This window comes from Massilia eburnea (assembly GCF_009720745.1).
Taxonomy (GTDB): Bacteria; Pseudomonadota; Gammaproteobacteria; order Burkholderiales; family Burkholderiaceae_D; genus Rugamonas; species Rugamonas eburnea.
In genome coordinates this window covers 173,822-195,894 of sequence record NZ_WNKX01000005.1, presented here as the reverse complement: position 1 = coordinate 195,894, position 22,073 = coordinate 173,822, and the positions used below count along the sequence as shown (strand labels likewise).

Below are 22,073 nucleotides of genomic sequence, written 5' to 3'. Positions count from 1 at the left end.
GCTCAGCCCTCCAGCAATTTGGCCGCAACCTGCTGCGGCGACAGGCCGGCGCTGGCGGCTGCAAGCTGGCGCTCCCGTTCCAGGTTGCGCTCAAGCTGCTGCTTGCCCGCCAGGTACTGCTTCGGCCAGGTCACCGCCGTGTAGCCAAGCTTCGCCGCTTCGCCCAGCGTCCAGGCCGGATTGGCGAGGTGCGGCCGCCCCACCGCGCACAAGTCCGCGCGGCCGGCGGCGATGATGCCGTTCGCATGATCGGCCTCGAAGATCGAGCCCACTGCAATGGTCGGGATGCACGCCTCGTTCCGCACGCGGTCCGCAAAGGGCGTCTGGAACATGCGGCCAAACACCGGCTTTTCCTGCTTGCTGACTTGCCCCGAAGAGCAGTCGATCATGTCCGCGCCAGCCTGCTTGAACAGGCGCGCAATCTGCACCGCATCATCCGGCGTAATGCCGCCCTCCACCCAGTCATGCGCCGAGATGCGCACGCTCATCGGCTTGTGCGCCGGCCACGCAGCACGCATGGCCGCGAACACCTGCAGCGGGAAGCGGCAGCGGTTCTCCAGGGAGCCGCCGTATTCGTCCGCTCGCTGATTGGTCAGCGGCGAAATGAAGGACGACAGCAGATAGCCGTGCGCGCAATGCAGCTCAATCCAGTCGAAGCCCGCCTCCTCCGCCGCCAGCGTGGCACGCACGAAATCAGCTTCGATGCGGCGCAAATCTTCCTCGGTCGCAGCGTGCGACACCTGCGATACACCCGGCAGGTATTGCTGCTGCGATGCGGCCACCAGCGGCCAGTTGCCTTTGTCCAGCGGCTGGTCGATGCCATCCCACATGGCGCGCGTCGAGCCCTTGGCGCCTGCATGGCCAAGCTGCAGGCCAATCTTGGCATCCGTGTTCTGGTGGATGAAATCGACGATGCGTTTCCAGGCCATCGTGTGCGCCGGTGCGTACATGCCGGGGCAGAATGGCGTGATGCGGGCATCGGCCGATACGCAGGTCATTTCCGCCATCACCAGCGCAGCGCCGCCCATGGCGCGCGAGCCCAGGTGGGCCATATGCCAATCGCCGACGCAGCCGTCGACCGCGCTGTATTGCGCCATCGGCGAAACGATGATGCGATTCTTGAGCACGAGGTCGCGCACTTTGAATGGTGTGAACATGGGCGGCACGCAGCACCCGGCCGCAGGAGCCGGCAATCCGGCTTGCCGGAACGCACGCTCGGCCAGCCAGCGTTCGAAGCCCGCCACGTATTCCTTGTCCCGCACGCGCAGGTTTTCATGCGACAGGCGCTGGCTGCGGGTCAGCATCGAATAGGCGAACTGCGGCGCCTCCATTGCCGTGTAGCGCTGCACGTTTTCAAACCATTCCATCGAATTGCGGGCCGCGCTCTGGATTTTCAGCACCTCGACCGCGCGCACTTCTTCGTAAGCTGCCAGTGCGGCAGCCGGGGCGCCGTGCGTGGCGAAGCAGCGCGCCAGCTCGATCGCATCTTCCAGCGCCAGCTTGGTGCCGGAACCGATCGAGAAGTGGGCAGTGTGGGCGGCATCGCCCATCAGCACTACCGGTACATCGCCATTCCAATGCACCCACTTCTGGCATACGATGCGCGGGAACTTGATCCATACATTCGAGCCGCGCAGGTGGGAGGCGTTGGACATGAGCTTGTGCCCTTCCAGCCGGTCGGCGAACAGCTTTTCGCACCAGGCCAGCGCCTCTTCCTGCGACATGTCTTCCAGCCCGGCTGCGCGCCATACGGTTTCCGGCGTCTCGATGATGAAGGTCGACGTCTCGCCGTCGTACTGGTAGATGTGGGCCTGGAACCAGCCATGCTCCGTCTGCTGGAAATCGAAAGTGAAGGCGTCGAACTTCCTGGTCGTGCCAAGCCAGACAAAGCGGCATTGGCGCGCTTCAATCATCGGCTGGAACGTCGGCTCGTAGCGCGTGCGCACGCGCGAGTTCAGGCCGTCGGAGGCGATCACCAGGTCGGCGTCGTAGCGCGCCGCCAGTTCCTGGTCGTCCTGCACATCGGTTTCGAATACCAGCTCGATGCCCAGTTCTTCACAGCGCTGCTGCAGGATGTTCAGCAGGCGCTTGCGGCCGATGCCGCAGAAACCGTGGCCGCCGGACGTGACTTTCTGGCCTTTGAAGAAGACATCGATATCGTCCCAGTGATTGAATGCCTGCAGGATTTCGCGCGCTGTCTTTTCATCCGCCGCCACCAGGTTGCCCAGCGTCTGGTCGGAAAACACCACGCCCCAGCCGAAAGTGTCGTAGGGCCGGTTGCGCTCCACTACCACGATGCGGTGCGACGGGTCCTGTTTTTTCATCAGCAGTGCGAAATACAGGCCGGCCGGACCGCCACCAATACAGACGATATTCATGCGTTTCCTCAAGTGCTACGGAGTTTGAAGCGTTGCAGCTTGCCGGTCTCGGTGCGCGGCAGCGAAGACAGGAAGCGGATCGAGCGCGGATACTTATAGGGCGCGATCTGCTCTTTGACGAAGTCCTGCAGTTGCGCCGCCATGTCCGGCGACGGTTCGAAGCCCGGCTTCAACACGATATGCGCTTCCACGACCTGGCCGCGCTCTTCATCGGGCTTGCCGACCACGCCGCACTCCGCTACCGCCGGATGGCGCAGCAAGGCGTCCTCCACTTCCGGGCCGGCGATGTTGTAGCCGGCGGAAATGATCATGTCGTCGGTGCGCGAACGGTAGAAGAAGTAGCCGTCGGCATCCATTTCGTAGGCGTCGCCGGTCAGGTTCCAGCCATTCAGCACGTAGTCGCGCTGGCGCGGGTCGTCCATGTAGCGGCAGCCGGTCGGGCCTTTCACCGCCAGGCGGCCAACGATGCCGGGGCCGACCGGCTGGCCTTTGTGATCGAGCACGCAGGCGCGATAGCCGGGAATGGGCTTGCCGGTGGCGCCGGGCCGAATGTCGTCCCCGGCGGCGGAAATGAAGATGTGCAGCATCTCGGTCGCGCCGATGCCGTCGATCATGCGCAGGCCGGTGGCCTGCTGCCAGGCTTCGCGCGTCGCCACCGGCAGCGCCTCCCCTGCCGAGACGGATTTCTTCAGGCTGGAAAGGTCATGCTTGCTTGCCTGCGCTGCCATCTGGCGGTAGAACGTCGGCGCGGTGAAGCAGATCGTGGCGCGGTATTCTTCGATTGCCTGCAGCAGCGATTCCGGGCTCAGTTTTTCCAGCAGCACGGCGGCGGCGCCCACACGCAGCGGGAATAGCAGCAGGCCGCCAAGCCCGAAGGTAAAGGCCAGCGGCGGCGTGCCGATGAACAGGTCGTCTGCGCCGCACTTCAGGATGTGGCGCGGGAAGCAGTCGCAAATGGCCAGCACGTCGCGGTGAAAGTGCATGGTGCCCTTCGGGACGCCGGTGGTGCCGGAAGTGAAGCTGATCAGGCAGATGTCGTCGGCCGCAGTGTCGCAGGCTGCAGCGCTGGCGGGCTGCGCGGCCATCAGCGCGTCGAGCGAAGCTTGCGGCGCGCCGTCGGCATCGGCGGGCACATTGAACCATACGGTGCGTTCGGGACGGTTTGGCGCGGCTTCGATCTCTTCGCGCAGCGCGTGGGCGCACAGCACGGCCTGCACTTGCGCCTTCTGCATGATCACGCCCAGTTCGCGCGCACGCAGCAGCGGCATGGTCGGTACCGCGATCAGGCCGGCCTTCAGCACCGCCAGCACGGCGGCAGCCATCATCGGGTGGTTGGCGCCACGCAGGAGGACGCGGTTGCCGGGCACCTGGCCCATTGGTCCAAGCAGCACGTTGACGATGCGGTCCACTTGCTGCTGCAGTTCAGCGTACGTCCAGCTGATGCCGTCGCCGCGCAGGGCCAGGCGGGCGCCGCGCCCTTCGGCAACGGCCTTGTCGAGGATTTCGGCGACGCAGTTCAGGCGCGCCGGGTACTGCAATTCGGGAAGGTCGAATACCAGGTCCGGCCATTGCTCCATCGGCGGGAGGTGCTGGCGCGCGAACTGGTCGAGATGCGCGCTCGGTTCTGCTGCAGTGGGTCTGTTCATGTTCGCCTGGGTAAGGTTTGAAGTCAGCCTGCGTGATCGTGCAGACTACTTTAAACCTAAAATAGTTTTACCGCAAGGCTGGGATGGCAGTCCCCCTACCCTTGGCGCACCAGCGAGGACTGGTGCAGCACCGCCCGAATGACATCGGTCAGCGCCGCCTGCACCGCCTCGTTGCTGGCACCTCCGCCCATCAGCGGCTTGAGCGCGGCGGCTGCGCCGTGCAGGCCCAGCGTGGTGCAGCCGGTGTGCAGGCGCTCCAGCCGCACGCGGGCTTCGTCCTGCTCGCCGCGCGCCAGCAAAGCATCGAGCTCGGTGCCCGCCGCCGTCAGCTGGTTCTGGAAACCGGCCAGGTAGACCAGCAGGCGGTCCGCCCCAATCCCCAGCCGCGCCAGGGTGGCGGACGGCTCCTCCGCCTGGTGTTCATAGCCATTGGCCGCCTGGTCCAGGAAAGCGCCAAGGTGGGCCCGCACCTGGTCGGACTGGAAGGGCTTGACGATGTAGCCGGTGGCGCCGGCCAGCGTGGCCTGCTGCACCGTATCCTTGTCGGTGGCCGACGACACCAGCACGAACGGTACTTGCGCCAGCTCGCCATGCGCGCGCACCTGCTGCAGCAATTCCAGGCCCGACATGCGCGGCATGCGCAAGTCGCAGAACACAATTCCCGGGCGCAGGCCGCCTTGCAGCTGCTGCCAGGCGTCGGCGCCGTCTTCCGCCTCGATGATTTCGAACTTGCCGCAACCATCGATCAGGTGCATCAGCACCATGCGCGAGACTACATCATCGTCGACTACCAATACTTTCATGCTCTCTCCGCTGATTATCCTAATGACGCGTTGGTGAAACGACGTGTTCCAGCAGCACCCGCAGCCGCGGCAGCTTGTCGCGGATCGCCTGCCACATGGCGCGGTCGGCTGCCTTTTCCAGTTCGCCGCACAAGGCGTGCAATTCCGCCTCGTCCAGGTAGGCCGCGCTGCCTTTCATGCCGTGGAACAGGCGGCCCGCCGCATCGGCATCGGCCGCGGCCAGCGCCTGGTCCATGTCGCGCAGGCGCTGCGGCAGGTCGGCGACGAAGGCGTCGCGCAGGCGCAGCTTGAGCGCCTGGCCCGCCAGTGCCGACGGCGCCTCCTGCCGCGGCTCTTCGCTGACGCCGAACATGGCATCGAGCTCCGCCACCGACGGGCCCTTCGCCGGCGGCGCGTGCATGCGCCGCAGCGTCTTGCCGCGCGCCAGCTGGCGTTCGATGGCGCGTTCCACTTGCGTGTGCAGCGCACCTTCGTCGATCGGCTTGGTCAGGAAGTCGTCCATGCCGGCCGCCAGGTAGCGGCTGCGGTCTTCATCGCTGGCGTTGGCGGTAACCGCCACGATCATCAGGTGCGGGTCCAGCACCGGCGCCTCGCGCGGGCCACCGGAGCGTATCAGCCGGGTGGCCGTCGCGCCGTCCATTTCCGGCATGCGACCATCCATCAGCACCAGGTCGTAATGCTGCTGGGCGCAGGCGGCCAGCGCCAGCACGCCATTGCCGGCGATGTCGACCTTGTGGCCCATGTCTTCCAGCATCATGCGGATGATGATCTGGTTGGTCGGGAAGTCTTCCGCGCACAGCACGCGCAGCTGGTGGCTGTGCGGCTCGCGCGGCACATGCGGCACCAGGGGCGGCGCCACTCCGTCGCGCAATGGAATCGTGAAGGCGAATGTGGAGCCGGCGCCCGGCGCGCTGACCACGTCGATCGCCCCGCCCATCAATTCCACCAGCTGGCTGCTGATCGCCAGGCCAAGGCCGGTACCGCCGTAGCGGCGGGTGGTGGTGGTGTCGCCCTGCTCGAATTTCTGGAACAGGCGCGGCAAGGCGTCCGGTGGGATGCCGATGCCGGTATCTTCCACCATGAAGCGGATGCGGTGTCCTTCCGGCCCGCTGCTCTCGCGCTCCACGCGCAGCGATACCTTGCCGCGCTCGGTGAATTTGAAGGCGTTGCCGACCAGGTTGACCAGCACCTGGCGCAGGCGGGTCGGATCGCCCACCACGAATTCCGGCAAATCTTCCGCGAAATCGACCTCGAAGCCCACCGTATTGGACATGGTCTGCTCGGCAAACAGGCTGACCACGTTTTCCACCAGGCTGGCCAGGGCAAAATCGATCGCTTCGATCTTCAGCTTGCCCGCTTCGATCTTGGAGAAGTCGAGCAGGTCATTGATGATCGCGAGCAGCGACTGCGCATTGCCCTGCCCGCGCTCGATCTGTTCGCGGGTACGTTCGGCCAGGCCGTTGTCGCGCAGCGCAAAACCGAGCATGCCGATCACACCGGCCAGCGGGGTGCGCATTTCGTGGCTCATATTGGCCAGGAATTCGGACTTCTGGCGCGTGGCGTCTTCGGCGCGCTGCTTGGCCTGCGACAGGTGCTTGTCGCGCTGCTCCAGCTCGCGCTTCTGCTCCAGCAGCAGCTGGTTCTTCAATTCCACTTCGGCGGTGCGCAGGCCGACCTGCTGCTCCAGCCGCTGCTGCTGGCGGCGCAGCACGCGCACCCGCATATGGTAGGCCGCCCAGGCACCGCCCAGCAGGGTCGCCAGCATCATCAGGCGGAACCACCAGGTCTTCCAGAACGGCGGCGCGATGGTGATCGACAGCGTGGCCGCATTGTCGCTCCAGATGCCGTCCTTGTTGGCGGCCTTGACGCGGAACTGGTAGGTGCCAGGGTCCAGGTTGGTATAGGTGGCGAAACGCTTGTTCGCGTCGGTCACCACCCAGTCCTTGTCGAAGCCGACCAGCTGGTAGGCGAAGCGGTTGCGCTGCGGGGCGGCGTAGTGCAGCGCGGCGAATTCCAGCGAGAACACGGAGTCGCCTTCGCGCAGCGACAGGGCATTGGTGTATTCGATGGCTTGCTGCAGCACGCCCTTGTTGGCGCCGCCCTGCCCCGGCCGCACCGGCTTGTTGAAGATCTGGAAATCGGTGATGACGGCCGTCGGCGCAGCGCTGTTCTCGCGCACCTCCTGCGGGTCGAAGGCGGTGATGCCATTGAAGCCGCCGAAGTACAGGGTGCCGTCGTCCGCGCGCAAGGCCGAGCCGTCGAAATAGGCGCCTTCGATGGTGCCGTCCACGCCGGAATAATTGCGCACCTGGCCGTTGCCCATGTCCAGGCGCGAAATGCCGGTATTGGTCGAGAGCCACAAATACTTGCCGTGGTCCGGCAGGATGCCGGCAATGGCGTCGTCGGCCAGGCCGTCCTTGCGCAGGAAGCGGCGAAAATGCACGCTGCCGTCGGCGCGCCGCTCCATGCGGTTCAGGCCTGCCGCGGTGCCGATCCACAGCGTGCCGCTGTCGTCCTCGAACAGGTAGTGCACCTCGTTGTGGCTCAAGCTGCCCTGGTCGTTCGGGTTATTGCGGTAGTGCGTGAAGCGTCCGGTCTTGCGGTCCAGCAGGTCGAGGCCATTGAAGGTGCCGACCCACAGGTTGCCCTGCCGGTCTTCCAGCACCGGGCGCGCCACGCTGTCGGCCAGGCTGTTGATGTCGGCCGGGTCGTGGCGGAAGGTCTGCACACTGTTGTTGCCAGGGTCGATGCGGTGCAGGCCGGTGCGCGAGGAAGCCCAGATCATGCCTTCGCGGTCACCGTACAAATAGCGGATCACGTCGTTTTCCGGATCCCCGTGCGACAGCATCAGCGGACCGAAACGGCGCGCCTTGACGTCGAAACGGCGCACGCCGTAGCGCCCGCCCACCCACAGCAGGTTGCGGTCGCGCGGGTCCTGCCTCAGCGCGGTGATCTCGGAATCGAGCCGGTCGTTGCCGTTTCCGGGGCGGTACAACTCGGTCCTGCCGGCCACCGGATCAAAGTAATTCAGGCCGTCGCTATTGCCGACCCAGATCTTGCCGTTGCCGGCGTCGACCAGGCCGCGCACCTTGTTGTCGCCCAGGGTGGAAGGCTGGCCGGGATCCTTGACCAGGCGCGAAAAACCGCCGCTGCCGAGGTCTACGCGGCTCACGCCGCGATACCAGGTGCCGACCCACAGCGTGCCGACGTTGTCGCGGTACAGAGCGTAGACATAGTTGTCCGCCACGCTGTGCGAGTCGCCCTGCTGGTGGCGGTATTGAACGAAACGCTCGTCTTCCGGACGCCAGCGGAACAGGCCACTGGTCTGGCTGCCGATCCACAGCGTGCCATCCTGGTCCTGGTAGATTTTCTTGACCGTGCCTTGCGGCAGGCCTTGCGCCTCGCCCAATACGCGTCGTTGCGGATATTTGCCGCCCAGCGTCCAGCGCTCGATGCCGTTCTGGGAGCCGATCCACAGCACCTGGTCGCGGTCCACCAGCAAGGACTGGGCGCCGCGCGCGCCGGCCGCCAGCAGCGGATAGTGGACGAAGTTGCGCGAGCCGCTCTCCAGCATGTCGACGCCGGCCGACGTGGCAATCCACAGCCTGCCCTGCTTGTCCAGCGCCAGCGCATTGACCTGGTCGTGCCCAAGGCTGGCGGCATTGCCGCGCTCATGGTGGTAGATCTCGAAATTGCCGGTGACCGGATCGAAATGCTGCAGGCCGTCGGCGGTGCCGATCCACAGTCCGTCATGGCCGTCGTCGGCAATGGCTTTGATGTGGCGGTTGCCGCTGCCGCGCTTCTCCGGTTCGCGCGGCAGGTAATGCATGAACGCTTGCGAGCGCGGGTCGAACAGGTCAAGCCCGCCGTCCGTGCCGACCCACATGCGGCCGCGCGGATCAAGGTGCAGGACGCCGACCCAGTTTTCCGACAGGCTGCGCGCATCGCCCACGATATTGCGGTAGACGGTAACCTTGTAGCCGTCGAAGCGGCTCAGGCCGGCCTGGCTGCCGAACCACATGAAACCCTGGCGGTCCTGGACGATGGCCAGCACCGATTCCTGCGCCAGGCCATCGTCCACATCCAGCTGCTCGAAACGCAGGGTGCGCGGCGGCGCCGCCAGCGCCGGGAGGGCTAGCGTGCAAGCCAGTGCCAGTGCGGCCAGGCGTGGGAGCAGTCGACGTTTTCCGGCCACGGTCAGGTATCAGCCAAAAGCAGGGAAAAAGCTGCCATTTTACTATTTGGCGGCGTCATGACCCGAAAAACGCCAGCACGTCGGCGCGCCGCGCCTGGGTGTCGCGCTGGCCGAGGCGGATCAGCTCCTGGGTGTAGCTGGACTCGAACAGCAGGTAGGAAGCCAGCGCCGAGCCGCGCGCCTCGGTGGCGCCGATCCCGGACAGCATGGTGCGGATCGGCGCCGGCAGGCTGCCGATATGGCGCGCCGCCAGGTCGTCCAGGCGTTCGGATGGCGCAATCACCAGCAATTCCACCGGTTTCAGCGGGGTCTGGGCCAGCAGGTCTTCCGGCAGCATCGAGAGCGTCTTGTTGACGCGGTTCAGGCGCTCGATGTCGACCGCCAGTCCATCCAGGAAGATGGAGGACATGGCATGGCCAGCAATCTGCGCCAGGCTTGGGTAGCGCGGCGTTTCCGTCATCGTGCGCGGCGGCTCGGTCAGGCGGCCGGCGCCGACCACCAGCACCTTCTGCGCGCCGAGGTGGATGGCAGGCGAGATCGGCGCCAGCTGGCGCATCGAACCGTCGCCGCAGTATTCAAGATGGCCGCCCATGTACAGCGGGGTGGCGGGAAAGATGAAGGGAATGGCCGACGACGCCAGCAGGTGCTCGACACCGATCTGGTCCTGCATCGCCACGCGCTGCATGCGGATCCAGGGCGCGATTTCTGCGGCGGTCTGGTAGAAGGTAATGTGCTGGCCGCCGGTATAGGACGAGGCGGTGACGGCCACTGCATGCAGCAGCCCTTCCTGCAGGCAGTTGTCCAGGCGCGGCAAGTCCAGCATGCGGTGCAGCAGGTTGACCAGCGGCGTGTTATCGAGCAGGGACTGGGGCGGCGCGGCGCGCCATTTGCGCAGCAGCCAGCCGAAAGACAGCAGCGACAGCCAGCGTGCGCCGGAACGCAGCACGCCCAGCGAATCGGCGCGATAGACCTGGTTCGCTTCGAAATTGCTCCACACGTCGAGCAGCTTTTGCACGCCTTCGCCGAAGTTGTCGGCGCGGCAGGCCAGGGCCGTGGCGTTGATGGCGCCAGCCGACGTGCCGCAAATGATCTGGAATGGATTACGTGCCGGCGGCCAGCCCTCTTCCCACAGGATTTCGGAGATCGCCTGCAAAACGCCTATCTGGTACGCCGCACGGGCGCCACCGCCCGTCAGGATCAAGCCCGTTTTCTTTTTCATGCCCATTTGTCAAGGGTAACATGCCGGCGGCGGGCCATGGAACTGCCGGCCCGCCGCCTGTCGCGCTGTGGTCACTCGCCGCGCACGATGCCTTCGCGGCGCGGGTCGGCGCCGCCGAACCAGCCGGCCGGCGTGCGCTGCAAGCCTTGCAGGCCGGAGTTCAGCTCCACCTGGCGCACTTCGTGGCCGCGCGCTTTCAGCTGGCCGATCACGTCGCTCGAGAACTTGCCCGCTTCCAGTTCGGTCGGGCCATTGCGGCTGCCGAAGTTGGGCAGGCTGATGGCTTGCTGCACATTGAGTTTCCAGTCCAGCGCGCCGACCAGCACCTTGGACACGTAATTGATGATGGTGGAGCCTCCCGGCGAACCGGTGGCCAGCACCAGCTGCTTCGTCTGTTTGTCAAACACCAGGGTCGGCGACATCGCGCTGCGCGGGCGCTTGCCCGGCTGCACGCGGTTGGCGATCGGGCCGTTTTCATCCACCGAATCCCAGGAGAAGTCGGTCAGCTGGTTGTTCAGCAGGAAGCCGTCGACCATCTGGCGTGAACCGAACGCGTCTTCCACCGAAGTGGTCATGGAGATGGCGTTGCCGTTGGCGTCGACCACGACCAGGTGCGAAGTCGATGGCTTGTCCAGCGCCGTGTCGTCGCCCCAGGCCACCTTGACTTCGGCCGGCACGCCGGCGCGGGCACGGCCCATCGACTTCTCGCCGATCAGGGTGGCGCGCTGGTGCAGGTAAGCCTTATCCAGCAAGCCGCTGGCGCCCTTGCCGGGCAGCGGCACGAAATCGGTATCGGCCACGTAGCGCGCACGGTCGGCATAGGCCAGGCGCTCCGCTTCCGACATCAGGTGGATGGCGTCTGCCGTGAGTACGCCATTGACCGGCGCGTACTCGCCGATCTTGCTGGTTTCCAGGATGCCCAGGATCTGCGCGATCGCGATGCCGCCGGACGATGGCGGCGGCATGCCGCAGACGGTGTAGGCGCGGTAGTCGGAGCATACCGGCTCACGCTCCTTGGCCTTGTAGCCGGCGATATCGGCCGCCGTCAGGCCGCCGGGGTTGGTCGGGTGCCCCTGCACCTTGGCGGCGATGTCGCGTGCGATATGGCCGCGGTAAAAGGCGTCGGCGCCCTCGGCGGCGATTTCGCGCAGGGTCCTGGCCAGCGCGGGGTTCTTCAGGATATGGCCGGCCGGCCAGGCTTTCCTGTCCTTGTCGAAGAAGTAGGCGGCGGCGACCGGGTCGCGCTGCAGGTAGCGCTCATTCGACAGCAGGGAGTTCAGGCGCGGGCTGACGGCAAAGCCCTCCTCCGCCAGCTTGATGGCCGGGGTGAACAGCTTGGCCCAGGCCAGCTTGCCGTATTGCTTGTGCGCCAGCTCCAGCATGCGCAGCACGCCGGGGGCGCCGACGGAACGGCCGCCGACCACGCCATCTGCGCGCGGCAAAGGCTTGCCGCTGGCATCCTGGAACAGGGTCTCGGTGGCGGCGGCGGGGGCGGTTTCGCGGCCGTCGAAGGAGCGGACTTTCTTGCCGTCCCAATGCATCATGAAGGCGCCGCCGCCGATGCCGGAAGATTGCGGCTCAACCAGGGTCAGGACCAGCTGGGTGGCGATGGCTGCGTCGACGGCGGAGCCGCCTTGCTTCAGCATCTGGTAGCCGGCCTCCGTTGCAAGCGGATTGGCGGCGGCGACCATGAATTTTTGCGCCGACCAACCGGTCTTTTCCTGCCAGCCTGTGGCGATTTCAGGGGCGCGGGTGTCTTGGGCGTGGAGCGGGAGGGTGCAGAACAGGGCTGCGGCGAGGGCGATGGCTTTCATTTTTGCATGCTACACCAAAACCGGTAAACCAGTGTCAGACCCGCAGGGTCTGACACTTGCCACGCGGCAGCCGCGTATCGGTGTTATTTGGGCTGCATGCGAATCGCGCCATCGAGGCGGATCGTCTCCCCATTCAGCATGGTATTTTCGATAATAGCCTTGGCCAGCGAAGCATATTCGAACGGCTTGCCCAGGCGCGGCGGGAACGGCACCATCTTGCCCAGCGCATCCTGCACTTCCTGCGGCATACCCAGCAGCATCGGCGTCTCGAAAATGCCCGGCGCAATGGTCATCACGCGGATGCCCGAACGCGACAGATCGCGCGCCATCGGCAGGGTCATCCCAGCCACGCCAGCCTTGGACGCACCGTAAGCCGCCTGGCCGATCTGGCCGTCAAACGCCGCCACCGATGCGGTATTGATGATCACGCCGCGCTCGCCCCACTCGGCCGCTTCGGTTTTGCCCATGGCGTCAGCCGCCAGGCGGCACATATTGAAGGTGCCGACCAGGTTGATGTTGATGGTGCGTGCAAAGGAATCCAGCGGATGCGGGCCGTCCTTGCCCACGGTTTTGATCGCAGGCGCCACGCCGGCGCAGTTGACGAGGCCACGCAGGGTGCCCATGGCGGTGGCCGCAGCGACCACGGCCTGTCCATCGGCCTCCGAGGTCACGTCGCATTTGACGAATTTGGCCGCGCCCAGTTCGGCCGCCAGCTTTTCGCCGGCTTCCGCCTGCACGTCCGCCAGCACGACTTTACCGCCGTTCTCGACGATCATGCGCGCGGTCGCCGCGCCCAGGCCCGACGCGCCGCCGGTGATGATGAATACTTGGTCCTTGATTTGCATAGTTTTCTCCCCTATTCACTTTACGTTACGTAAACGTCAATCGAGGCGTATTGTAGCCGAAATCACTGGCAAGTCATCCATCCCGCGCTCGTCGAACACACTCTTCCGCTTGGGCTGATGACCTGCCCCGGCGGGCCATGGTAATAGGTGCCGCTGGCATCGCGGCAGCCGCCCGCATCGCAGGTGACCGGTACCGGCGCGCTGGGGCCCGGCAAGGGCGTGGCGGGAGGAAATGCCGCGCCTGGCGCCAGCGCGGGCTGGCCGGCGCGCGGCAACTGGGCGATCGCCGTCGGTGGCGCGAAAGGATCGCGCCTGCTCAGGATCGGCGCCCAGGTCAGCCCGGGATCGGGTGCCGGCGCGATACGGGGTGTCGGCGTGACGATCAGGGGCACCGGGCGGCGCGGCATGACCTTTCGCGGCGGCGCGGTGCGGCAAGGCTCCTGCGCCAGGTGCTTGCCGTCGGCGCTGAGCCGGCACTCCGGCAGCTTGCGGTACTCGTCAGTGGAAATGGAATTGGCGCCGGCGGCCGGGCCGGAAAGCCCAGCGGCCAGCGCCAGCAGGATGGGTAGCTTCATGATGCCCTCCGCAGCGTACGTCCATCATACGCCGCGGGGAGGAGCGGGAGAGCGCGGCTTACTTGGCCGCTGGCGCGTCGGCCGCAGCCTGCGGCGCCACTTCCGGTGCGGCGGCAGCCAGCGCGGCAGGCGTTGCGGCCTGGGTAGCGGCCGGCGCCACGACCTGCTGGTTGGCCTGCATTGGCGCCATGGTGACCGACAGGATGCCGGTGGCCGGCAGCAGCGGCACCAGCAGCAGCGCCACGATGTTGATGATCTTGATCAGCGGATTCACGGCCGGTCCGGCGGTATCCTTGTACGGGTCGCCCACGGTATCGCCGGTCACCGCCGCCTTGTGCGCGTCGGAACCCTTGCCGCCATGGTTGCCGTCTTCGATATACTTTTTCGCGTTATCCCAGGCGCCGCCACCGGTGGTCATGGAAATCGCCACGAACAGGCCGGTGATGATGGTGCCCATCAGCAGGCCACCCAGTGCACGCGGGCCAAGCAGCATGCCGACCAGGATCGGCACCAGCACCGGCAGCAGCGAAGGCGCAATCATTTCCTTGATCGCGGAAGCGGTCAGCATGTCGACCGCCTTGTCGTACTGCGGCTTGCCGGTACCGTCCATGATGCCCTTGATGTCGCGGAACTGGCGGCGCACTTCCACCACCACGGCGCCCGCAGCGCGACCCACCGCCTCCATCGCCATCGCACCGAACAGGTAAGGAATCAGGCCGCCGATGAACAGGCCCACGATCACCATGGGGTCGGACAGGTCGAAGGACATCTGCAGGCTGCGCGACTCCAGCGCGTGGGTGTAGTCGGCAAACAGCACCAGCGCAGCCAGCCCGGCGGAACCGATCGCATAGCCCTTGGTCACGGCCTTGGTGGTATTGCCCACCGCATCCAGCGGGTCGGTAATGGCGCGCACCGAATCCGGCATGCCAGACATTTCGGCGATACCGCCGGCGTTGTCGGTAATCGGGCCGTAAGCGTCCAGCGCCACCACGATACCCGCCATCGACAGCATCGAAGTCGCGGCAATCGCGATGCCGTACAGGCCGGCCAGCTTGAAGGAGATCAGGATCGCCACGCAGACCGCAATCACGGGCCATGCGGTCGACTTCATCGACACGCCCAGGCCGGCGATGATATTGGTGCCGTGGCCGGTGGTGGACGCTTCCGCAATATGGCGCACCGGCGTGAATTCGGTGCCGGTATAGAACTCGGTGATGTAGACCATCAGGCCGGTCAGCACAATGCCGACGATGGTGGCGCCCAGCATCTTGTAGCGCATGTCGTCGTCAGGCCAGATCATCCAGGTCACGACCACGAAGCCGATCAGCGACAGGCCGGCCGCCCACCACAAGCCGGTGTACAGCGCCGACATGATCTTCTTGCCCGGCTTGGCCTTGACCATGGAGCAGCCGATGATGGAGCCGATGATGGACACGGCGCCCAGCAGCATCGGATACAGCGCGGCTTGCGCCGGAGCACTGGTGATCATCAGCGCGCCCAGCAGCATGGTCGCGATCAGGGTCACCACATAGGTTTCGAACAGGTCAGCCGCCATGCCGGCGCAGTCGCCCACGTTGTCGCCCACGTTGTCGGCGATGACCGCAGGGTTGCGCGGGTCGTCTTCAGGGATGCCCGCTTCCACCTTGCCCACCAGGTCGGCGCCGACGTCGGCGCCCTTGGTGAAGATACCGCCGCCCAGGCGGGCGAAAATCGAAATCAGGGAAGCGCCGAAGGCCAGGCCGATCATCGGCTTCAGCACATCGTGCACGCTGACGGCGGAGCCGCCCATGACGGTCAGGACCCAGTAGAACCCGGCCACGCCCAGCAGGCCCAGGCCGACTACCAGCATGCCGGTGATGGCGCCGCCTTTGAATGCGACATTGAGCGCTTCGTTCATGCCCACCGACGCCGCTTGCGCGGTGCGCACGTTGGCCCGTACCGACACATTCATGCCGATAAAGCCGCAAGCGCCGGATAGTACGGCGCCTAGAAGGAAGCCAATGGCGGTTTTGACATCAATTGCCGCCCCGATGGCGACCAGCAGCACGACACCAACGATACCGATGGTGCGGTACTGGCGGGCCAGGTAGGCCGCAGCACCCTGCTGGATGGCTGTCGCGATTTCCTGCATGCGGGCGTTGCCCGCGTTCTGTCCAAGAATCCAGCTGCGTGCCCACAGCCCATACACAACCGCGAGCACACCGCACGCAATCGCGAACCACAAACTTGCTGCCATAGAATTGCCCCCTTACGTTATTAGAATCAAAAGCTACAAAACGAACTCGGTACAACCGAACTGCGTACTGCAAAACTTTGACTTTTTCACGGCCGAGGGGGCCGTTCTTCAAACCCGGTAAACCAGGGTCAGACCCAAGGGTCTGACCCATGCGTACCTAAGCCGCGGACTGCGGATCTGACAGGGCCAGACCCTTGGGTCTGACCCAGATTTACCGGGTTTGGCTTAAATCAGCTATTCAGCGCCGCAAACGCACGGTCGCGAATTTCTTCGACTGGACCAACGCCTTCGATCTTGCGGTACTTAGGCGCACCAGGCTGACCCGATTTAGCCCAGTCACCGTAGTAGCTGAGCAGGACTTCGGTCTGGTTGTGGTAAACCTCCAGGCGCTTCTTGACGGTTTCTTCCTTGTCGTCGTCGCGCTGCACCAGCGGCTCGCCGGTGACATCGTCCTTGCCTTCGACTTTAGGAGGATTGAATTTGACGTGGTACACACGGCCCGAAGCCGGGTGGCTGCGGCGGCCGCTCATGCGTTCGACGATCTGGTCGTCCGGCACGGCGATTTCCAGGACGTAGTCGATCGTGACGCCTGCGTCTTTCATCGCGTCGGCTTGCGCGGTGGTGCGCGGGAAGCCGTCAAACAGGTAGCCGTTGGCGCAGTCCGCAGCTTTCAGGCGGTCTTTCACCAGGCCGATGATGATGTCGTCGGAAACCAGTTGGCCAGCATCCATCACTTTTTTAGCGGCCAGTCCCAGTTCAGTACCTTCCTTGATCGCAGCACGCAGCATGTCGCCGGTGGAAATCTGAGGGATGTTGTACTTTTCCTTGATGAAGTTGGCCTGGGTGCCCTTACCGGCTCCTGGTGCTCCTAACAGAATGAGACGCATGAATGTTCCTAAACGATTTAATAATAATTTTTGATGATGCCTTAGCCACCTTGCTAGAAACTTACCACAGAAGTTGGCTTATCCGCCACTTTTGTAGAGTGCCTGGACACGCGCCAGGTCTTCCGGGGTATCCACCCCTGCCGCCGGAGCGGAATCGGTCACGTGTACGGCAATGGGGTATCCATGCCACAGGACGCGCAGCTGTTCCAGGGCTTCTATCCCCTCCAGCGGCGACACCTCCAGCGCCGGATAGGCTTGCAGGAAGTCGTTTCTATAGGCGTACAGGCCAATATGGCGCAAAGGGACGTAGCCGGCCGGCAGGGCCGATTTGTCCTTGGCGAAGGCATCCCGGTGCCACGGAATGGTGGCACGGCTGAAATAGAGGGCGCGGTCCTGCTTGTCCAGCACCACCTTCACCACGTTCGGGTTGAAGGCGTCGGCGGCGTCGTGCAGCGGGTGGGCGCAGGTGGACATGGGCACGTCGGCGCCGATGCGGGCGGCGGCAGCTTGCAGCAGGTCCGGATCGATCAAGGGCTCATCGCCCTGCAAATTGACCACAACGGCATGCATCGGCAGGTTCATGGCGCGCGCTACTTCGGCGATGCGGTCGGTGCCGGACGGGTGGTCGGCACGGGTCATGAAGGCTTCGATGCCATGCTGTTCGCAGGCTTCTTTAATAGAGGCGTGGTCGGTGGCGACAATAATGCGGGCGGCGCCAGCTTCCTTCGCGCGTTCTGCCACGCGTACCACCATCGGCTTGCCGCCCAGGTCGGCCAGGGGCTTGTTGGGCAGGCGGGTCGAGGCCAGGCGGGCCGGAATGATGACGATGAAAGACACCGATTACTCCGTGGTGTCTTGCAGGGAGCGCGCTTCGTCGGCCCACATGATCGGGATGCCGTCGCGGATCGGGTATGCCAGGCGGTCGCCTTTGCAAATCATTTCCTGGGCTTTTTTGTCGTACTCCAGAGGGCCCTTGCACACAGGGCAGACCAGGATATCAAGCAGGCGTGCGTCCACGTAGTTTCTCCACAATTTGATCGGCCAGCGCCGCGTCGATGCGGGCGCTGACTGGAACGACCCAGATTCTCGGATCGTTGCGTAATTCTTCAATTTGCCAGCATTTTACTGCATCCTTCTCCGTCACCAGAATAAAGTCGGCCTGCAAATGAGCGAACGGGCGGTCTTTAAAGTCGTGGTGATCGGGCAGCGGAAGCTCTTGCGCCTCGATTCCCGCCGCCTTCAACATCCCGAAAAAGCGGGCAGGATTGCCGATACCGGCGGCGGCCGCGACGCGCAGTCCTGTGCCCTGCCCCGCTTCCGGCGGCGCCGATCGGCGCGCCAGCTCGGCCAGCGTCATGCGCTCGGCACGGTCGGCCAGCCGCTCGGCAACGTCGCCTGCAAGGCGCATCTGCCAGGTCGCGGCTTGGCGGCCTGCCTGGCGTGCGGCATCCGGCGCCACGGAGGGCGACACGGCAGGCATCGACGGCCGCGTGGCGCCTGGCGGGGCGACGGCTGCCGCCAGCGCCGGCGTCAGTTCGGGCGCATTGACCACGGTGAAGTCGCGTTGGCGGGACGGCGGCTCGCGCAGCGGCCCGGCCGGCAGCGTCCAGCCGTTGCCAACGCCTCGGCCATCGAACAGCACGATTTCCACGTCACGGGCCAGGGCGTAATGCTGCAAGCCGTCGTCCGTGACGATCACGTTGACTTCCGGGTGGGCCGCCAGCAGCGCCCTGCCCGCCGCAGCGCGTGCGCGGCCAACGAACACCGGGCAGCCCGTGCGGGCAGCGATCAGCACCGGCTCATCGCCCACATCGGAGGGCGTCGACGAGGCGCCAACCTCGCGCGGCGCCGCGTCCTTGCCGCCAAAGCCACGCGACACCACGCCCGGCCGGAAGCCTGCCGCGCGCAGCGCATCCACCAGCCAGATGGTCAGCGGCGTCTTGCCGGTACCGCCAATGAAGATATTGCCCACCACGACCACCGGCACCGGCAGCCGCTCGGAAGACGACAGCCCGGCGGCAAATGCAGCCCGGCGCGCAGCGGCGAGGAAGCGAAACAGCAGCGACAGCGGCCAAAGCGCACAAGCCAGTGCGCCCCGCCGCAGCCACTCGCGCGAGAACGTCGTCTCGAGGGATGAGGCCATTACTTGGCCTGGGCGGTCTGCGCCTCGAAGGTCACCTTGTCAAAGCCTGCCAGTCGGGCCGCTTCCATCACGTTGATCACCATCTGGTGCATCGCGAACTGGTCGGCGTTGATCTTGACGATCGGGCTGCCGCCCTTGGCAGCTTCCTTCATCTGCTCCGACAGGCCGGGCACGTCGCGGAACGCCACCGGCGTGCCGTTGACGGTGTAGTTACCCTTGGCATCCACCGTCACCGTCAGGTCGTTCGGCTGCTCCACCGATTTTTCCGCATCGGCGGTCGGCAGCGTGATTTTCAGCTCGGTGAACTTGCTGTAGGTGGTGGTGATCATCAGGAAGATCAGGATCACCAGCAGCACGTCGATGAACGGGATCAGGTTGATCTCCGGGTCTTCGCGCTTCTGGCCGCGGCGGAAATTCATCGCCATAAACTGATCCCTCGCTTACTTGCGGGTGTTGTGGACGATGTCCACGAACTTGACCGCTTGCTGCTCCATGTCGATCACGAAGGAGTCGACCAGGGCGCGGAAGTGGCGGTAGAACACCAGGGTCGGCATCGCAATCGCCAGGCCGAAACCGGTGTTGTACAGCGCGGTCGAGATACCGTGGGCCAGTTGCGCCGGATTCGCTCCGGAAGAATTCTGGGATCCGAAGATCTCGATCATGCCGACCACGGTGCCGAACAGGCCCATCAGCGGAGCCAGGGTGGCGATGGTGCCCAGGGTGGTCAGGAAGCGCTCCAGGTCGTGCGCCACGGCCCCGCCCGCTTCCTCGATCGATTCCTTCATGACATCGCGCGGAGCGTTGACATTACGCAACGCTGCCGAAAGAACAACGCCCAGTTGGGACGATTTTTCCAGCTTGTCGATGATCTCAGCCGTGATATTGCCGCTGCGATACACGCGCACGACCTCGTCCAGCAAGGTCTTGGGAATGATGCGGGAACGGCGGAGATACATCAGGCGCTCCACGATCAGAGCGAGGGCAACGATGGAAGCGATCAGCAGAGGCCAGATTGGCCAGCCGGCGGCCTGGAAAATTGCGAGCAAGACGTACTCCTAAGAAAGAAATCCTAAACGCGCAATGTAGCCTGTCGAGAGCTAACAGGCAAGTGTGCGCATTCTTCACATTTTCTGTGGACAACATTGTTGGCAATCCAACTATTTCGCATTAACCCTATGATTTGATGATGATTTTTTCTAATGCAAAAATTTTCATCAGCGCTGGAAGAAGCAGTTCTGCACACATTCTGTGGACAAAATTGTGGGGAATAGCGGCTTTTATATGCTAAGTGTTTGATGCGAAAGCGAATTATTCTCAAGCACAAAAAACGCGCATCGGCATCTTTCGACCTTTCGGCTGCTGTGCACTTCTTCACATAATCTGTTGATAAGATTGTGAGCAAGGCTATAGTTGCCGCGTAAAGGCCTTGATCCATAAGGACTTTCTTTCTATGCATAAAAATTTCGCATTGGAATTCCCGCCCCGGTTTCGCCCCCTGCTCTCATCGAAATGCACAAATTCTGTGGACAATGTTGTGTGCAAGGCCACGGGAGCTCATGCAAGTCCTTGATCCGCAAGAACAATCGTTTCGCGCCTATTTTTTAGGCAGCACTTTTCCCCACAGCTTCTGTGGATAAAATTGTTAGCAAGGGACAGACTGGAGTGCCAAGTCCTTGATTTCTAAAATGAAAGTTACCGTGCAAACATTTTCATCACGCAAGTTTCGCCCTCCACAGTTCCTCACATATTCTGTGGATATCTTTGTGCGTAACAGCTAAACGCTATCGCAAAGTCCTTGATCTATAAGGAAATTCATGAATTGCCCGCTTATGTAGCATTGCTGTTTACCTTTAATAATCATGCGTTTACAAATAATGCTTGCGACATGAAGTGATATATGACATAAGCATGACCGCTTTCAAAAAGTGTGGACAGCTCCATGATCAATAGCCCCGAACCGAACCAGGTCATCACCGTTAGTGCACTGAACCAGGCCGTTGCGCGCCTGTTGGAGCGCTCGTTCCCGCTTCAGTGGATATCTGGGGAAATCTCGAATTTCACCCGCGCCAGTTCGGGCCACTGGTATTTCACCCTCAAGGATGACGGCGCCCAGGTCCGGGCCGTCATGTTCCGTGGCCGCTCGCAGTACGCGGGTTTCGTGCCGCGCGAGGGCGACAAGGTCGAGGTACGGGCGCTGGTCACGCTGTACGGGCCGCGCGGCGATTACCAGATCAATGTGGAAGCGATCCGCCGCGCCGGCGTGGGTTCCTTGTTTGAAGCCTTCCAGCGCCTGAAGGAACGGCTGGCGGCGGCAGGCCTGTTCGACAACGAGCGCAAGCGCGCCCTGCCCCTGTTCCCGCGCACGATCGGCATTGTTACCAGTCCGCAGGCAGCCGCCCTGCGCGACGTACTGATCGCCCTGCGCCGCCGGGCGCCGCACGTGCAGGTGGTGCTCTACCCGACCCTGGTGCAGGGCCAGCAGGCCGCACCCCAGATCGCAGCTGCCATCGATACCGCTTCGCGCCGCGCCGAATGCGACGTCCTGCTCGTCGTGCGCGGCGGCGGCAGCATGGAGGACCTGTGGTGCTTCAACGAGGAGGTGGTCGCTTACGCAGTGGCCAACAGCGCGATCCCTGTCGTATCCGGCGTCGGCCACGAGACTGATTTCACCATCTGCGATTTTGCCGCCGACGTGCGCGCCGCCACCCCGACCGCCGCCGCCGAACTGGCCGCGACGCCGCGCGCCGATTGGCTCGGTTCCCTGCGCGCCGATGCCACCGACCTGCGCCGCGCCATGCGCCGCGCCTTGAGCGACGCCACGCAAACCCTGGACAACCTGCAGCGCCGCCTGCTCAGCCCGACGGCCCGCATCGCGCAGCAGCGCATGCAGCTGCAAAGCCTGTCCACCGCCATGATGCACGCCACGCGCAACCCGCTGCAGCAGGCGCGCTTCACCGTCGACCGTCTCGCCTCCCGCCTGTCTGCGCGCAAGCCGGACGCCACGCTGGCGCGCGCGGCCATGCAAGCCTTGCAGCACCGTGCCGGCGCCAGCATGCGCAGCCAGCTGGCGCAGCGGCGCGATGCGCTGAATGCGCTGTCGGCGCAGCTCGAATTACTGAATCCCCAGCGCACGCTGGAACGCGGCTACGCCATCGTCACCGATGCCGCCGGCGCCGTACTGCGCGACCCGTCGCACATCCAACCGGGACAATCGCTGGGCGTACGCCTGGCCGAAGGCAGCGCCGAAATCGGCGTCGCCTCCGTGCAACCAACGCTTACCTAGCGTTCGTATTACAATAGTGGCCGTTTCGGCAAAAACAACTTTTCGTCTC

The 22,073-nt window shown here is 64.4% G+C and carries 16 protein-coding genes; 1 reads left to right on the top strand and 15 read right to left on the bottom strand.

Annotation, left to right across the window (positions count from 1 at the left end):
• Positions 1-2: 2 nt before the first annotated feature.
• The 15 genes from GM658_RS08685 to GM658_RS08615 form a co-directional block, all read right to left on the bottom strand.
• Positions 3-2,378, bottom strand: a complete 2,376-nt coding sequence (locus tag GM658_RS08685) for a bifunctional salicylyl-CoA 5-hydroxylase/oxidoreductase (protein WP_155453616.1) — start codon at positions 2,376-2,378, stop codon at positions 3-5.
• A gap of 8 nt (positions 2,379-2,386) precedes the next feature.
• On the bottom strand, positions 2,387-4,024 hold the full coding sequence (locus tag GM658_RS08680) for an AMP-binding protein (protein ID WP_155453615.1): 1,638 nt from the start codon (positions 4,022-4,024) through the stop codon (positions 2,387-2,389).
• 95 nt (positions 4,025-4,119) lie between these two features.
• Positions 4,120-4,827 (bottom strand): response regulator, encoded by a 708-nt coding sequence (locus tag GM658_RS08675; RefSeq protein ID WP_155453614.1) that lies wholly within the window; start codon positions 4,825-4,827, stop codon positions 4,120-4,122.
• A 19-nt stretch (positions 4,828-4,846) separates the two neighbouring features.
• Positions 4,847-9,022: a two-component regulator propeller domain-containing protein gene (locus GM658_RS08670; protein ID WP_371865063.1), complete on the bottom strand. Its 4,176-nt coding sequence runs from the start codon at positions 9,020-9,022 to the stop codon at positions 4,847-4,849.
• A 55-nt stretch (positions 9,023-9,077) separates the two neighbouring features.
• The gene (locus GM658_RS08665) at positions 9,078-10,247 is read right to left on the bottom strand and encodes a patatin-like phospholipase family protein (RefSeq protein ID WP_155453613.1); all 1,170 of its coding nucleotides are present in this window, start codon (positions 10,245-10,247) and stop codon (positions 9,078-9,080) included.
• 65 nt (positions 10,248-10,312) lie between these two features.
• On the bottom strand, positions 10,313-12,055 hold the full coding sequence (gene ggt / locus GM658_RS08660) for a gamma-glutamyltransferase (protein WP_155453612.1): 1,743 nt from the start codon (positions 12,053-12,055) through the stop codon (positions 10,313-10,315).
• Positions 12,056-12,138: 83 nt separating this feature from the next.
• Entirely contained in the window at positions 12,139-12,900 is a 762-nt protein-coding gene (locus GM658_RS08655) for a 3-hydroxyacyl-CoA dehydrogenase (RefSeq protein ID WP_155453611.1), read from the bottom strand.
• A gap of 62 nt (positions 12,901-12,962) precedes the next feature.
• Positions 12,963-13,475: a hypothetical protein gene (locus GM658_RS08650; protein ID WP_155453610.1), complete on the bottom strand. Its 513-nt coding sequence runs from the start codon at positions 13,473-13,475 to the stop codon at positions 12,963-12,965.
• Positions 13,476-13,533: 58 nt separating this feature from the next.
• Entirely contained in the window at positions 13,534-15,711 is a 2,178-nt protein-coding gene (locus GM658_RS08645; protein WP_155453609.1) for a sodium-translocating pyrophosphatase, read from the bottom strand.
• Between the two features lie 230 nt (positions 15,712-15,941).
• On the bottom strand, positions 15,942-16,598 hold the full coding sequence (gene adk, locus GM658_RS08640) for an adenylate kinase (protein WP_155453608.1): 657 nt from the start codon (positions 16,596-16,598) through the stop codon (positions 15,942-15,944).
• Between the two features lie 78 nt (positions 16,599-16,676).
• Positions 16,677-17,435 (bottom strand): 3-deoxy-manno-octulosonate cytidylyltransferase, encoded by a 759-nt coding sequence (gene kdsB, locus GM658_RS08635; RefSeq protein WP_170298738.1) that lies wholly within the window; start codon positions 17,433-17,435, stop codon positions 16,677-16,679.
• Between the two features lie 3 nt (positions 17,436-17,438).
• Complete coding sequence (locus GM658_RS08630; protein WP_170298737.1) at positions 17,439-17,615, bottom strand: Trm112 family protein; 177 nt, start codon at positions 17,613-17,615, stop codon at positions 17,439-17,441.
• Complete coding sequence (lpxK, locus tag GM658_RS08625; protein ID WP_155453606.1) at positions 17,596-18,741, bottom strand: tetraacyldisaccharide 4'-kinase; 1,146 nt, start codon at positions 18,739-18,741, stop codon at positions 17,596-17,598. The genes GM658_RS08630 and lpxK overlap by 20 nt, the downstream gene beginning before the upstream one ends.
• Positions 18,741-19,160, bottom strand: a complete 420-nt coding sequence (locus tag GM658_RS08620) for an ExbD/TolR family protein (RefSeq protein ID WP_155453731.1) — start codon at positions 19,158-19,160, stop codon at positions 18,741-18,743. The genes lpxK and GM658_RS08620 overlap by 1 nt, the downstream gene beginning before the upstream one ends.
• Positions 19,161-19,181: 21 nt before the next feature.
• Entirely contained in the window at positions 19,182-19,787 is a 606-nt protein-coding gene (locus tag GM658_RS08615; protein WP_155453605.1) for a MotA/TolQ/ExbB proton channel family protein, read from the bottom strand.
• An 893-nt stretch (positions 19,788-20,680) separates the two neighbouring features.
• Here GM658_RS08615 and xseA point away from each other — a divergent pair.
• On the top strand, positions 20,681-22,024 hold the full coding sequence (gene xseA / locus GM658_RS08610) for an exodeoxyribonuclease VII large subunit (RefSeq protein WP_155453604.1): 1,344 nt from the start codon (positions 20,681-20,683) through the stop codon (positions 22,022-22,024).
• The last annotated feature ends 49 nt before the right edge of the window (positions 22,025-22,073 follow it).

Bases quoted from the DNA above. Each gene is read 5' to 3' on its own strand.
- GM658_RS08680 (WP_155453615.1), bottom strand. From the start codon at position 4,024: ATGAACAGACCCACTGCAGCAGAACCGAGCGCGCATCTCGACCAGTTC.
- GM658_RS08685 (WP_155453616.1), bottom strand. From the start codon at position 2,378: ATGAATATCGTCTGTATTGGTGGCGGTCCGGCCGGCCTGTATTTCGCA.
- GM658_RS08645 (WP_155453609.1), bottom strand. From the start codon at position 15,711: ATGGCAGCAAGTTTGTGGTTCGCGATTGCGTGCGGTGTGCTCGCGGTT.
- ggt (WP_155453612.1), bottom strand. From the start codon at position 12,055: ATGAAAGCCATCGCCCTCGCCGCAGCCCTGTTCTGCACCCTCCCGCTC.
- GM658_RS08655 (WP_155453611.1), bottom strand. From the start codon at position 12,900: ATGCAAATCAAGGACCAAGTATTCATCATCACCGGCGGCGCGTCGGGC.
- xseA (WP_155453604.1), top strand. From the start codon at position 20,681: ATGATCAATAGCCCCGAACCGAACCAGGTCATCACCGTTAGTGCACTG.
- GM658_RS08620 (WP_155453731.1), bottom strand. From the start codon at position 19,160: ATGAATTTCCGCCGCGGCCAGAAGCGCGAAGACCCGGAGATCAACCTG.
- lpxK (WP_155453606.1), bottom strand. From the start codon at position 18,741: ATGGCCTCATCCCTCGAGACGACGTTCTCGCGCGAGTGGCTGCGGCGG.
- GM658_RS08665 (WP_155453613.1), bottom strand. From the start codon at position 10,247: ATGGGCATGAAAAAGAAAACGGGCTTGATCCTGACGGGCGGTGGCGCC.
- GM658_RS08675 (WP_155453614.1), bottom strand. From the start codon at position 4,827: ATGAAAGTATTGGTAGTCGACGATGATGTAGTCTCGCGCATGGTGCTG.
- GM658_RS08650 (WP_155453610.1), bottom strand. From the start codon at position 13,475: ATGAAGCTACCCATCCTGCTGGCGCTGGCCGCTGGGCTTTCCGGCCCG.
- adk (WP_155453608.1), bottom strand. From the start codon at position 16,598: ATGCGTCTCATTCTGTTAGGAGCACCAGGAGCCGGTAAGGGCACCCAG.